This window comes from Martinezella tropici, from assembly GCF_008370325.1.
GTDB classification, from domain to species: Bacteria; Pseudomonadota; Alphaproteobacteria; order Rhizobiales; family Rhizobiaceae; genus Rhizobium; species Rhizobium tropici_B.
Window position 1 is genome coordinate 21459 of the sequence record NZ_VNIP01000006.1, and the last position, 13901, is coordinate 35359.

Consider the following 13901-nt stretch of genomic DNA (forward strand, 5'->3'; position numbering starts at 1 on the left):
TGGCAGAGCATGATGTCGACCGAAAACCGCTTACACTTTTCGGCATCATGCTCTAGGCCGCCGAGCGCCGAACTGCCCTTGGCGGCCCTTTTTGTTTCAGCCGGTCCGCGGCCATCCCCTCCTTTTAAAAGATAGGTCGGTACTTGCCATGGCAACGTTGCACACCCGTTCCACCGCACGCGTCATGATGGCGCCTTCAGTTCTGCTCCTCTTCGCGTGGATGATCGTCCCGCTCGTGATGACGATCTATTTCTCGACGCTGAACTACAATCTGCTGAATCCCGGCACGCATGATTTCATCGGCTGGCTCAACTACGAATATTTCATCAGCGACCCGGCCTTCCTGAGCTCTCTGATCGTGACGCTACTGCTTGTCGGCGGTGCGTTGCTCATTACCGTCATCGGCGGCATTGCGCTGGCGCTCCTTCTTGATCAGCCGATCTTCGGCCAAGGCATCGTGCGCATGCTGGTGCTTGCGCCCTTCTTCGTGATGCCGACGGTCGCCGCCCTCATCTGGAAGCACATGTTCATGAACCCGGTGAACGGGCTCCTGGCGCATCTGTTCAAATTTTTCGGGCTTGATCCGCTGACCTGGCTGGAGATGGTTCCGCTGCTGTCGATCATCATCATCATCGCTTGGCAATGGCTGCCTTTCGCGACGCTCATCCTGCTGACCGCCTTGCAGTCGCTGGATGAGGAGCAGAAGGAAGCCGCCGAGATGGATGGCGCCGGGCCGGTTTCGAAGTTCATCTACATCATCCTGCCGCATCTGGCCCGCGCGATCACCGTCGTGATCCTGATCGAGACGATCTTCATGCTGTCGGCCTTCGCCGAGATCCTCGTCACCACCAATGGAGGTCCCGGAACGGCGACGACGAACCTCACTTACCTCGTCTATTCGCAGATCGTTCTGTCGCAGGACGTCGGTGGCGCATCCGCGGGCGGCATCATCGCCGTCATCCTCGCCAATATCGTCGCGATCTTCCTGATGCGCGCAGTCGGCAAGAATCTGGAGGCTTGAGATGGCACGCAAGATCAGCACACAACGCAAGATCGTCGTATCGATCGCCGCCTGGATCGTGGCGCTCCTCATTTTCTTCCCGATCCTGTGGACGATCCTGACGAGCTTCAAGACGGAAGGCGATGCGATTGCCTCGCCGCCGCAGTTCCTCTTCTTCCACTGGACGCTGGAGAATTATTTCGAGGTGCAGTCGCGCTCGGATTACTTCCTCCACTTCGGCAACTCGGTCATCATCGCCTTCGGTTCGACCATTCTCGGCCTGCTCGTCGCGGTGCCGGCCGCGTGGGCCATGGCTTTCTCGCCGACCAAGCGGACCAAGGATGTCCTGATGTGGATGCTGTCGACGAAGATGATGCCGCCGGTCGGCGCCTTCATCCCGATCTATCTGCTGTTCCAGAGCTTCGGTCTCTTAAACAACCAGTTCGCCAGCCGGCTGGGCATGGTGATCGTCCTCATGCTCATCAACCTGCCGATCATCGTCTGGATGCTCTATACCTACTTCAAGGAAATCCCTGGCGAAATCCTCGAAGCGGCCCGCATGGACGGTGCGACGCTGGCAAAAGAGATCATCTACGTCCTGACGCCGATGGCGATCCCCGGCCTTGCCTCGACGATGTTGCTCAACATCATCCTCGCCTGGAACGAGGCCTTCTGGACGCTCAATCTCTCTGCCGTCGACGCGGCGCCGCTGAGCACCTTCATCGCCTCCTACTCCAGTCCGGAAGGCCTGTTCTATGCCAAGCTTTCGGCGGCATCGACCATGGCGATCGCTCCGATCCTGATCCTCGGCTGGTTCAGCCAGAAACAACTCGTTCGCGGCCTCACCTTCGGCGCGGTTAAGTAAGGAAGACAAGCATGGGTAGCATTGTTCTCAGACAAGTTTCCAAGGTCTTCGGCGAAGCCAAGGTCATCCCTTCCATCGACCTCGAGATCGATAATGGCGAGTTCGTCGTGTTCGTCGGCCCGTCCGGCTGCGGCAAGTCCACGCTGCTGCGGCTGATCGCCGGCCTCGAAGACGTCTCCGGCGGCCAGATCCTCATCGATGGCAAGGACGGCACCAATCTGAAGCCGTCCGACCGCGGGCTTGCCATGGTGTTCCAGTCCTACGCGCTCTATCCGCATATGAGCGTGCGCAAGAACATCGCCTTTCCGCTGAAGATGGCGAACATGCCGCAGGCGGAGATCGACAAGAAGGTCGCGGATGCCGCGCGCGTCCTCAACCTGACTGATTATCTGGAGCGCAAGCCGCGTCAGCTTTCCGGCGGCCAGCGCCAGCGCGTCGCCATCGGCCGCGCCATCGTGCGCCAGCCGGCCGCCTTCCTCTTCGACGAGCCCTTGTCGAACCTGGACGCGGCACTGCGCGTCAACATGCGCCTCGAGATCAGCGAGTTGCATCAGCAGTTGAAGACGACGATGGTCTATGTGACGCACGATCAGGTGGAAGCCATGACCATGGCCGACAAGATCGTCGTGCTCAACCGAGGCAATATCGAGCAGGTGGGCTCGCCGCTGGAGCTCTATCGCAGCCCGCGCAACCTCTTCGTCGCCGGCTTCATCGGCTCGCCGAAGATGAATTTCGTCAAGGGTGCCTATGCCCAGAGCCTTGGCGGCGATACGATCGGCGTTCGTCCTGAGCATGTCGTGTTGTCGACCAGCTCGGGCGATTGGCAGGGCAAGGTGCTCGTGGCGGAGCATCTCGGCTCCGACACCTTCCTGCATATCGAAGTCGAGGGAATCGGTACGGTGACGGCACGCGGTTCGGGCGATTTTCCGGCCCGGGCTGGCGATACCGTCTACCTGACGCCTGACAAGGCACATATTCACCGGTTCAACGCCGAGGGGCTGTCGATCTGAGCCAAAAGCCGAGGCCGTGTGCGCTTGAGCGGGCACGGCCAGTGCATTTCGCCGGTCCGGATCCATCGATTTCCGCGGACGGGCAAGCATACCAGCCGGTGCGCTCATCCCAAGCCGTCCGGCGCCAGAGACCCTTCAGAAGGACGAGAGACATGACGTGCAAATTATCGCTCGCAACTCTTCAGCAGGCGGCTGCGAAGGCGGCCATTCCTGCTTACGATCCGAAATCGCTTTCGGCGGGCATCGTGCATTTCGGTGTCGGCAATTTCCATCGCGCCCATCAAGCCGTTTATCTCGACGATCTTTTCAATGCCGGAGAAGCCCATGACTGGGCGATCATCGGCGCTGGCGTGCTGCCGTCCGATGCGGCCATGCGGGAAAAGCTCGCAGCCCAAGATTTTCTGACGACCGTCGTCGAGCAGGACAATAATCGCACGGCTGCGCGCGTGACCGCGCCCATGATCGACATCCTGCCGGTCGGCGACGCCAAGGCTATCATCGCCAAGCTTGCCGACCCGACGATCCGCATCGTTTCGATGACGATCACCGAAGGCGGCTACTTCATCGATGCCTCCGGCAAGTTCAACCCCGCTCATCCGGCGATATCAGCCGACGGGAAGAACCCGGATGCCCCGAACACAGTGTTCGGCCTGATCGTGGCCGGCCTCAAGGTGCGTCGCGCCGCCGGCCTGCAGCCCTTCACCGTCATGTCCTGCGACAACATCCCCCACAATGGCGGCGTCACCAAAGCCGCCGTCGTCGGTACGGCGAAGCTTTCCGATCCGGCCTTTGCCGACTGGATCGCCGCGAACGTCGCCTTCCCGAACGGCATGGTCGACCGCATCACGCCGGCGACTGGCGCGCGCGAAATCGACCTGCTGAAAGAAGTCTTCGATATCGAGGACAACTGGCCCGTCTATTGCGAAGAGTTCAAGCAATGGGTGCTGGAAGACAACTTCCCCGCAGGGCGCCCGGCGCTGGAAAAGGTCGGCGTGACCTTCGTGCCCGACGTGACGCCCTATGAGCACATGAAGATCCGCATTCTCAACGGGGGCCATGCGGCGATTGCCTATCCGGCGGCGCTGATGGATATTCACTTCGTGCATGAAGCCATGGAAGAGCCGCTGATCCGTGCCTTCCTCGCCAAGCTCGAAAATGACGAGATCATCCCTGTCATCCCGCCGGTGCCAAACACCGTGCTTGCCGACTACTTCAAGCTGATCGAGCGCCGCTTCGCCAATCCGAAGATCGCCGACACCATTCCGCGCCTGGCGCAGGACGGCTCCAACCGCCAGCCGAAGTTCATCCTGCCATCCACGGCCGATCGCCTCCGCCGCAACGAGGATATCGTCGGGCTTGCACTCGTTTCCGCCCTCTGGTGCCGCTATTTCGCCGGCAAGAGCGACAGCGGCAAGGAGATCGTCTTCAACGATGCCAGCGCGGATCGGCTGCATGAAGCAGCTCTCAAGGCAAAGGACGATCCGAATGCCTTCCTAGTCTTCGATGATATTTTCGGCGATGTCGCCAAATCCGATCTCTTCCGCAAGCGCTTCGCGCATGCACTGAAAACGCTGTGGGAAAAGGGTACCCGCGTCACCCTGCAGCTATACTTGGACAACAAACTCGCGGAATAACTTTCAAGCGGCCGGACTTCTCCTGTTCCGGCCGTTTTCCATTGTCGTGTCGGGTTTCTGGCTGGCGGGACAGCAACAGAATTCAGGTTGGATCTGTGATGGCGGGTGAGGGAACAGGGCTCGTAATCTTCGATTGCGATGGCGTGCTTGTCGATAGCGAGCCGCTGTCGGTCAGCGTGCTCATCCAGGCGATGCATGATGTCGGCGTCGAGATGAGCGAGGAGGATGTCTACAGCCGCTTCCTCGGCAAGAGCCTGGCGACGCTCGTCGACACGATGCAGACGGAGTTCGATGTCTTCATCGACCAGGCATTTCTCGATCGCATCCGCAACGATCTCTACGAGCGCTTCAAGCATGAGCTGAAGCCGATCGACGGCATTGCAGCGACGCTGGACGTGCTTCAGCTTCCGCGCTGCGTCGCCTCGTCGAGCCAGCTGGAGCGCATCCGTCTCTCGCTCGGCGTGACCGGCCTTCTCGACAGGCTGGAGCCGAATATCTTCAGTGCCAGCATGGTCAAACGCGGCAAGCCCGCACCGGATCTCTTCCTTTATGCGGCGGAAAAAATGGGCGTGCCGCCGAAGCATTGCATTGTCGTCGAAGACAGCCCGGCGGGCATTACGGCGGCGCGCGCGGCCGGCATGACGGTCTTTGCCTTCACCGGTGGTTCGCATGCGCATTCACCGAGTTACCGGGCGGAATTGGAGCAGCTTTCGCCAGAAGTCGTGTTTGACGCGATGCCGGAATTGATACAACTTGTCCGCAACAAGACATAAGTGGTCGGGACCTCTTTTGCATGCGTGATCACGTGGTTGCGGTCGATATCGGCACAAGTAGCGCACGCGCTGGTGTCTTCACGGCGAGCGGCTCGCTGCTGGGAAAAAGCGAACATCCGATCCTGATGAATCGCCCGCGTGAAAACCACGCCGAGCATGATTCCGAAGATATATGGGCCGCCGTCTGTAGCGCGGTTCGCGCTGCGGTGAAGGCTGCCGGCGTCGATGCATCCGTCATTGGCGCGATCGGCTTCGATGCGACCTGTTCGCTGGTCGTGCGTGATCGCGATGGCGGGCAGCTGACTGTCTCCACGGATGGGGAGAGGCGGTTCGACACCATCGTCTGGCTCGACCACCGCGCGCTTGCCGAGGCGGATTATTGCACGGCGACGAAGCACGAGGTTCTCGATTATTCCGGCGAGTTCATGTCGCCGGAAATGGAAATGCCCAAACTGATGTGGCTGAAGGAGAACCTGCCGGAAAGCTGGGCCGAGGCCGGCTACTTCTTCGATCTTGCGGATTTCATGACGTGGAAGGCGACGGGCTCGCTTGCCCGGTCGCGCTCGACCCTGGTGGCGAAATGGAACTATCTCGCCCATCGCGAGCCGGGCTGGCAGGCCGATTTTCTCAACGTGATCGGGCTTGGCGACCTGCGTGAACGCGGTAGCCTGCCCGAAGAGAGCGTCGCCGTCGGCAAGAGCATCGGCACATTGACGGCGGAGGCGGCCGAGGCGCTAGGGCTCGATCGCGCCTGCCATGTCGGCGCGGGCATGATCGACGCCTATGCCGGCGCGCTCGGTGCGCTTGCCGCCCATGCCGGCGATACCGGCATGCTGGAGCATCAGCTGGCGCTGATTGCCGGAACCTCGAGCTGCGTCGTTTCCTTTGCGCGCGAGCGCAAGCGCAGCACCGGCATGTGGGGGCCCTATTACGAGGCCGTCTTCCCCGGCATGTGGCTTGTCGAGGCCGGACAGTCGGCAACGGGCGCGCTGCTCGATCATATCGTCAGCATGCATGCGGCCGGCGGGCCTCCGACGGCGGCGCTGCATGACCGCATCGTGCGGCGGATCGCCGAGCTGCGGCTGGAGGAGGGCGATTCGCTCGGCGGACGCATCCATGTGCTGCCCGATTTTCACGGCAATCGCTCGCCGCTTGCCGATCCGCATGCATTGGGCGTCATCAGCGGCATGACGCTGGACGCCTCCTTTGACGGTCTCTGCCGGCTTTACTGGCGTACCAGCGTCGGTATTGCGCTCGGCATCCGTCATATCCTGGAACGGATGCGGGACTACGGCTATGTGCCCGACACGCTGCATGTGGCCGGCGGCCACGTGAAGAATTCGCTGCTCATGGAGCTCTATTCCGACGTGACGGGCTGCAAGGTTGTAATCCCGAAAATGAACGAGACGGTGCTTCTGGGCACGGCGATCGCCGCTTCCGTCTCCTGCCGCCTGCATGAAAGCCTGGGTGCTGCCGGCACTGCGATGTATCCGGGCGGTCACGAGCGGCTCCCGAATGCCGAAAAGAAGGCATTCTACGACCGCGATTACCGACGCTTCCTCGCCATGTACCGCCACCGCGCGGAACTGGACGCCATGGAATAGGGTGGCTTACCGGAGCGGCGCGTAGGCAAACATGCCCTGAAGCTCTTCTATGCGGCGAGTTCTGTTTTCCGCGGTCTCGCCAGCCGCCTGAATGACGGCGACGGCCAGATATTCAAGCAGCGACATTATGGCCGCGAGATTTTCGCGGCTATTGGCCCGCTGCGGCGGCAGGGACAGCGTGATATTTGCGAATTCATGCGCCCATTCGGTAAACTGGCCTGTTACCAGCAGTACCTTATATCCGGACCGGCGCGCGGAGCGGGCCAGCAGGCGAGACGAAACGAAGCGCGGTGAATCGATGATGACAAGCAATCCATCTGCGGATCGCTCGCCGAACAGTTCGATATAGCTGCCATTGGCTCCGTCGAGAAACAGGACCTGATCGCGGGCAAAGGTCAGACGGTCGCAGAAATGGCGCCCAACCCCGGCAAGGCTGGGATGGGCGGCGACGAAGACATTGTCGGAGGACAGGATGGTCGTGGTCGCCTCCTGCCACTGCGGCTGGCCGGCGAGATTGTAGATATGCTGCAGCATTTCGACCTGCTCGGCGATCTGGGTCGCAAGCGGACGGCCTTCGTTGGCGTCTTTCTGGAGCTGCTCGAGAATGTTAGGCAATTGTGACGTAAGCGTGGGTGCATTTTCTTTGAGATGCACCTTGATCCCATCCAGGCCGTGATAACCGAGCGATCGCAGGAACCGCCCTACCGTCATTGGGCTGAGCTCCAGCCTGTCGGCGACCGAGGAGGCCGTCTCGAACGGTAGTTCATTTAGATGCTCTGAGAAATACTTAGCAATTCTTCGCTCGGCCGGTGTGCCGATCTTGATATATTGTCTAAGTTTCTGGCTAAGGTCTTCCAATTTTTTACGCCTCGTCGATGGTCTTTCCGATGTTCGGTTGCGCCATAGCCTGGTTCAATCGCTCATTCAAATCTAATCGAGCGGCTGGTCTTGTTTCGATTGTTGTTCATAATGTGGCGAACAGAATATATTAGTGTAAAATATATTACAATAATTCAAATTTTTAATTGAACGTATTTCATACACCGACGCGAGATATTGATATCGGTGCAACCATTTCCTAGCTGTCCATCTGCCATCAAAAGAGGTCGACCGAATGATTGTTCTTGCTGCGCGTCTTTCCCTTACCAATCTCTTTGCGCCGGAGACGCGCAAGGTTTTCTGGAAGGTTCTGGGCCTGACTTTGCTGGCGCTGGTCGCGCTATGGTTTGCACTGCGCGGCGTGTTCAATTCCTTCATCCTGCCCTGGCTGCAGGGCTTCATGCCATCGACGGCGGACTGGACGGGCTGGCTTACGCTCTTTCTTGCCATTTTCGCGGGGATTGCTTTGGCACTGGCGATGGCGCTCCTGATCTCGCCGGTGACGGCATTGATCGCCGGCCTCTTTCTCGACGATGTCGCTGAAGTTGTCGAAAGGCGCGACTATCCCGGCGATGCGCCAGGAACGGCGATGCCGATTGCAGCTGCAATGAAGAGCTCCGTGCGGTTTCTCGGCGTTGTCATCGTCGGCAACATCGTGGCGCTGTTTCTGCTGTTCATTCCGGGCGTCAACCTCGTCGCCTTCTTCCTGGTGAACGGCTATCTGCTTGGCCGCGAGTTTTTCGAATTCGCCGCCATGCGCTTTCGTTCGCCGGACGAGGCGCGGGAATTCCGCGTCAAGCATGCCTTCACGGTCTTCCTCGCCGGCCTGGTGATCGCGGCCTTTCTGGCGATCCCGTTTCTCAACCTGCTGACGCCGCTGTTTGCCGCAGGCATGATGGTGCATCTGCACAAGCTGATCTCACACAGTGAGACAGGCCTGCGGTCAAGACAGGCTTAGCCTGCAGCTTCCGCACCGATAACCTGGGGCGGCAGTTCGACCAGAGGGGCGGGGATGTCAAAGGTCTTTTCCGGCGAGCGACAGAGGTCGGCAATGACGCAGCGTTCGCATTCCGGCTTGCGCGCCTTGCAGCAATAGCGGCCATGCAGGATTAGCCAATGATGCGCATGGTAGAGATATTGATCGGGAATGATCTTCATCAGCCTTTGCTCGACTTCATCCGGCGTCTTGCCAGGCGCCAGCAGCAGCCGGTTGGCGATGCGGAAGATATGGGTGTCGACGGCCATCGTCGCCTGGCCGAAAGCCATGGAGAGCACGACATTCGCGGTCTTGCGGCCGACGCCCGGCAAGGTCATCAGCTCCTCGCGCGTTCGTGGCACTTCACCGCCGAAATTCGTGATCAGCTTTTCAGACAGGGCGACGACGTTCTTCGCCTTGTTGCGGTAAAGGCCGATCGTCTTGATGTATTCGCGGATGCGCTCCTCGCCGAGGTCGAGCATTTTCTGCGGGGTATCGGCGGCCGCGAAGAGGGCGCGCGTCGCCTTGTTGACGCCGGCATCGGTCGCTTGTGCCGATAGCGCCACGGCGACGACAAGGGTGAAAGGATTGACGTGCTCCAGCTCGCCCTTCGGCTCCGGTCGCTGGATGGAGAAGCGGCGGAAGATCTCTTCCAGGTCTGCCTTGGAATAGATGCTCTTTCCGGTCGGCTTGCGGCCTGCGGTCGTATTTGACTTTTTCGCGGTTTGAGCGCTGGATTTGATCTTGGGATTTGCCATGAACGACCTATACTCAACTCCTATGATGGAGCGCAACGCCGATACCGCGGCAGACGGCAACAGGCCAGTCTTCGCTGCCGAATTGTTCCCTCATCGCTCGCTGGGGCGAAAGGGGTTCAGGGTCATGCTGGCCTTGGCGGGTGGCTTCTGTCTCGTCTACAGCATCCTGTTCATCATCCGTGGGGCATGGCCGATCGGCATCTTCTTCGGCGCCGATCTCTTCCTGCTCTATGGTGCCTTCTGGCTGAATTACCGTTCGGGCCGCGTGCGCGAAGAGGTCACCGTGTCGCGCACCAATGTATCCATCCGCAAGTTCTCGCCGACGGGGCGGATGGTGGAGCATGATTTCAATCCGTTCTGGACGCGTTTCCTCGTTCGCCGCCATCGCGAGATCGGCGTCGTGTCCATGCATGTCCGCGACAGGAGCCACGACACCGATGTCGGCTCCTTCCTCAATCCGGAGGATCGCGAGAGCTTCGCCAAGGCTTTCAAGCGGGCATTGGCGACCGTGACGCAGAGACTATGAACCGATCGTTCGAGACACGCCGTATCACATTTTCGCAGAGAGGCCACTTGCGCAAGAAACGGGTGGTTTTAGCCCGCTTGCCGTGGTTTTCTCCTTTCCAAGGAGAAAGATCATGAATGCGATTGCACAGCTGAAGAAAGACATCACCCCGGAAGGCCAGGATTACGACACCGTGCGGGAGGTCATCGAGCTCATCACCGAGGAATATCGCGACCAGCCGTCGCTGGAGATGCTGGCTGAACGGCTCGGCCAATCGCCGACCCAACTGCAGAAGACGTTCACGCGCTGGGCCGGGCTGTCGCCGAAAGCGTTTCTTCAGGCCGTTACGCTCGATCATGCCAAGCGGCTTCTGCGCAAGGAGGATCTGCCGCTCCTGGAGACCTCTTTCGAGGTCGGCCTTTCCGGCCCGAGCCGGTTGCACGATCTTTTCGTCACGCATGAGGCGATGTCTCCCGGCGAATGGAAGGCGAGGGGCAGCGGCCTGGTGATGCGCTATGCGTTCCACATCTCCCCCTTCGGCCTCGCCTTGATCATGGTCACCGATCGCGGCCTTGCGGGCCTCGCCTTCAGCGATTCCGGCAATGAGAAGGCTTGTCTCGCCGACATGACCTGCCGCTGGCCGAATGCCGAGTTCATAGAGGACCCGCATGCGACGGCGCCCTATGCGGCCCGCATCTTCGAACGTTCGAACTGGTCGAGCGACGAGCCGTTGCGGGTCGTGCTGATCGGCTCGGATTTCCAGCTTCGCGTATGGGAAAGCCTGTTGAAGATCCCGATGGGCCGCGCCGTGACCTATTCCGACATCGCGAGGGATATCGGCCAGCCGACAGCGATGCGGGCGGTGGGCGCGGCCGTCGGCCGCAATCCGATCTCCTTCGTCGTGCCTTGCCATCGTGCGCTCGGGAAGAATGGGCAGCTTACGGGTTATCATTGGGGGCTGACGCGCAAGCGGGCGATACTGGGGTGGGAAGCGGGGGATGCTTGAGGGTTCGCCACAATAAACCTCTAGCTTGGTGAAAGTCCGCACCCCCCTCTGTCCCTTTCGGGACATCTCCCCCACAAGGGGGGAGATTGGTAATCCGCAGCGGCCTCTCGCTTCAAAGTACATTGTATCTGTTGAAGTTGCAGCTGCTGAACATTCATTAGGGCGAGACACAAACTCCCAACGATCTCTCCCTTGTGGGGGAGATGTCACGAAGTGACAGAGGGGGACATCAGACTCTCCGCAAACGCGGATCCAATTGCTCACGCCGCCTTCGCCATAGCCATCTGCAGCAGCGCCTTGGCGGCACTTTCGTCCGTTATCAGCGTGTTGCAGCCGATGCGCTTGATGGTGGCGCTGATTGCCTGGGCGCGGTGGGCGCCGCCGGAGGAGATCACGATGTGCTTTGCCTTTTTCAACGTATCGAGATCAACGGACATGACGCGCTTGTTGATGGGGTGATCGACGGAATTGCCTTCGGCGTCGAGGAAATTGAACATGGTGTCGCAGACGCAGCCGGCTTCGATCAGCTCTTCCAGCTCGCGTTTCGAAATGAAGCCTTCCGACAGCGATGTCGAGTGCGGACCGATGTCGCCGCAGCTGACAATGGCGAGATCGAGGTCCTCCGCCAGCCTATAGATGGCTTCGAGGCCGCATTTTTCGATGAGGTTGCGTTTGGTCTCGACGGAATCGACGAGCAGCGGCGCCAGGAACATGTAGCATTCAGCGCCGAGCTGGCTTGCCAGGCGCCATGTATAGTCGATCGGATTGGTCTGGTGCACGGCGACGATACCGCCGAGCAGGGAAACCACCTTGCAATTGTCGCGGCGAGGGGGGCGGAAGCTCGCGAGCGAAGCGGTCATCGTCCGACCCCAGCCGACGCCGATCGTATAATCGTCGGGGATGGCCTCCGTCAGGAATTGGCCGAGTGCCAGGCCGACGCTCTTTGCCTGTGCGTTCACATTGCCGCCGGCGGGCTCGGGAACGACGATCGCTTCGTCCAGCCCGTAGGTGCGCTCCAGCTTGATCGCCAGCTCGACGCAGTCGTCAATGCCTTCCGTGATCCAGATCTGCACCTCGGCGCGGCGCATAGCCTCGTCGAGCAAGCGGATGACGGTGGTGCGGCTGATGCCGAGCTGTTCGGCAACGTCCTTCTGCGTCAGGCCCTGATTGTAATAGAGCCAGGCGGCGCGAAGCCTCAGGGACGAAGTTTCCGAATAGGCGGTATGGGTTCCTCGTCTCAGTTTGGCCACAGGTCCTCCGGCAGGATTGTCGCATGCGCCGTTTAACGTCATGATCCGCCCAGGATGCGAAATACTGTTATGGCGGATGACAGGAGCAGGCGAGATCGGCTCTTCCGCTATCGATATTCTATGACATGAAACTTATGTCAATCGAATTGCACAAATGTCCTTGACTTTTCCGTGCGAGATTGCTGATAGTCGGTGTTGAGGAATTCGGTCTTGTCCAATCGAGGAGGACAATGTGCAGATGCTGCTCCGAGCAAGTGCCAGGCCGGACAGGGAGCCATATAGGGCGCCCGGTGCCGGCGAAAAGCCTGTTTTTGGAAGGTTGCCTCCTCATCGCTCGGCCGTTCATCGGAAATGGAACTTTCGCGCTTTTTATCCCGTTACCGAAACATAGGAGAAGGAAGGCTGCATCCCTGACGCCTTCAAGTCCGTTCGACGGAAAGATCGGATCTGTTGCCCGACATCTCCCATCCAAATGGGCCTCATTCAACAAGGATACCTGTTATGACTTCCAAGCTTGATCAACTCCGCGCCATGACGACGGTCGTGGCCGATACCGGCGATATCGAGGCAGTCGCTCGCCTGAAGCCGGTCGATTGCACCACCAATCCGACCATCGTGCTGAAGGCGCTCGGCACGCCGATGTTCGCCGATGCGATCAAGGAAGCAGTCGCCTGGGGCAAGAAGCAGGGCGGCGCCTCCGAAGCCGTTGCCGCTGCCGTTGCCGACCGTCTGGCGATCTCCGTAGGTGCGGCGCTCTCCGGCCTCGTTCCCGGCCGCGTTTCGACCGAAGTCGATGCTGACCTGTCCTTCGATACGGAAGCCTCGCTCGCCAAGGCTCGCGCCATCATCGCAGCCTACAAGGAGCGCGGCATCGAGCGCGACCGCATCCTGATCAAGCTTGCCTCCACCTGGGAAGGCATCCGCGCCGCCGAAGTGCTGCAGAAAGAAGGCATCGACTGCAATCTGACGCTGCTCTTCAGCAAGGCCCAGGCCATCGCCTGCGCCGACGCCAAGGCATTCCTGATCTCGCCCTTCGTCGGCCGCATCCTCGACTGGTACAAGAAGTCGACCGGCAAGGACTACACGGCCGAGGAAGATCCGGGCGTCATCTCGGTGCGTGACATCTACCACTACTACAAGGCCAACGACATCAAGACGATCGTCATGGGCGCCTCCTTCCGCAATATCGGCGAAATCGAAGCCCTGGCCGGTTGCGACCGCCTGACGATCAGCCCGAACCTGCTCGACGAGCTTTCCAAGGACGAAGGCAAGCTGGAACGCAAGCTTTCGCCGGAGCCCAAGGGTTCGGTCGAAAAGATCGCCGTCGACGAGAAGACCTTCCGCTGGATGATGAACGAAGACGCAATGGCGACCGAAAAACTCTCCGAAGGCATCCGCGCCTTCGCCAAGGACCTGGTCGCGCTGCGCACCATGGTCAGCAAGGAGCTGCAGCTCGCTGCGGCTTGAAGGTGAGATTGCACCTTCCTTTGAAGGCGCGCTGTTTGAGAGGGGTGTCGCAGGAATGCGGCGCCTCTTTTTTGTTTTGAGTGATAAGGTGGGACCTTGAATTTGTCGCACCTGAGCACCCCCCTCTGTCACTTCGTGACATCTCCCCCACAAGGGGGGAGATTGGTACCCGCA

Annotated in this window: 13 protein-coding genes; 10 read left to right on the top strand and 3 right to left on the bottom strand. The window is 60.0% G+C overall.

Going from position 1 to position 13901, the window contains the following annotated elements; genetic code table 11:
- The first annotated feature begins 148 nt into the window (after positions 1–148).
- From FP026_RS08535 to FP026_RS08560, 6 genes are all read left to right on the top strand, one after another.
- Positions 149–1021 (top strand): carbohydrate ABC transporter permease, encoded by an 873-nt coding sequence (locus FP026_RS08535; RefSeq protein ID WP_149634207.1) that lies wholly within the window; start codon positions 149–151, stop codon positions 1019–1021.
- Between the two features lies 1 nt (position 1022).
- Positions 1023–1865 carry a carbohydrate ABC transporter permease gene (locus FP026_RS08540; protein WP_149634208.1) on the top strand — a complete coding sequence of 281 codons (843 nt, stop codon included), beginning with the start codon at positions 1023–1025 and terminating at the stop codon, positions 1863–1865.
- A gap of 11 nt (positions 1866–1876) precedes the next feature.
- A complete protein-coding gene (locus FP026_RS08545) occupies positions 1877–2875 on the top strand; it encodes an ABC transporter ATP-binding protein (protein ID WP_149634209.1) in 999 nt (332 codons plus the stop codon).
- 152 nt (positions 2876–3027) lie between these two features.
- On the top strand, positions 3028–4509 hold the full coding sequence (locus FP026_RS08550; RefSeq protein WP_149634210.1) for a mannitol dehydrogenase family protein: 1482 nt from the start codon (positions 3028–3030) through the stop codon (positions 4507–4509).
- A gap of 98 nt (positions 4510–4607) precedes the next feature.
- Positions 4608–5282, top strand: coding sequence for an HAD family hydrolase (locus FP026_RS08555; RefSeq protein ID WP_149634211.1), 675 nt, complete (start codon positions 4608–4610; stop codon positions 5280–5282).
- A gap of 20 nt (positions 5283–5302) precedes the next feature.
- Entirely contained in the window at positions 5303–6886 is a 1584-nt protein-coding gene (locus FP026_RS08560) for an FGGY-family carbohydrate kinase (protein WP_149634212.1), read from the top strand.
- A 6-nt stretch (positions 6887–6892) separates the two neighbouring features.
- On the opposite strand, the gene FP026_RS08565 is transcribed toward FP026_RS08560, so the two are convergent.
- Positions 6893–7744 (bottom strand): MurR/RpiR family transcriptional regulator, encoded by an 852-nt coding sequence (locus FP026_RS08565; protein ID WP_149634213.1) that lies wholly within the window; start codon positions 7742–7744, stop codon positions 6893–6895.
- A gap of 256 nt (positions 7745–8000) precedes the next feature.
- On the opposite strand from FP026_RS08565, the gene FP026_RS08570 reads away from it, so the two are divergent.
- Entirely contained in the window at positions 8001–8723 is a 723-nt protein-coding gene (locus FP026_RS08570) for a sulfate transporter family protein (RefSeq protein WP_149634214.1), read from the top strand.
- Here the strand turns inward: FP026_RS08570 and nth are convergent.
- Positions 8720–9499, bottom strand: a complete 780-nt coding sequence (gene nth / locus FP026_RS08575) for an endonuclease III (RefSeq protein ID WP_188112541.1) — start codon at positions 9497–9499, stop codon at positions 8720–8722. The two genes, FP026_RS08570 and nth, sit on opposite strands and share 4 nt — an antisense overlap.
- A 22-nt stretch (positions 9500–9521) precedes the next feature.
- Between nth and FP026_RS08580 the strand changes: the two genes are divergently transcribed.
- Together FP026_RS08580 and FP026_RS08585 are read left to right on the top strand one after the other, a co-directional pair.
- A complete protein-coding gene (locus tag FP026_RS08580; protein WP_149634945.1) occupies positions 9522–10025 on the top strand; it encodes a DUF2244 domain-containing protein in 504 nt (167 codons plus the stop codon).
- A gap of 112 nt (positions 10026–10137) precedes the next feature.
- Positions 10138–11010, top strand: coding sequence for a methylated-DNA--[protein]-cysteine S-methyltransferase (locus tag FP026_RS08585; protein ID WP_149634215.1), 873 nt, complete (start codon positions 10138–10140; stop codon positions 11008–11010).
- Between the two features lie 260 nt (positions 11011–11270).
- On the opposite strand, the gene FP026_RS08590 is transcribed toward FP026_RS08585, so the two are convergent.
- Entirely contained in the window at positions 11271–12260 is a 990-nt protein-coding gene (locus tag FP026_RS08590) for a sugar-binding transcriptional regulator (protein WP_149634216.1), read from the bottom strand.
- Positions 12261–12761: 501 nt separating this feature from the next.
- On the opposite strand from FP026_RS08590, the gene tal reads away from it, so the two are divergent.
- Entirely contained in the window at positions 12762–13727 is a 966-nt protein-coding gene (gene tal, locus FP026_RS08595) for a transaldolase (RefSeq protein ID WP_149634217.1), read from the top strand.
- Positions 13728–13901: the final 174 nt, after the last annotated feature.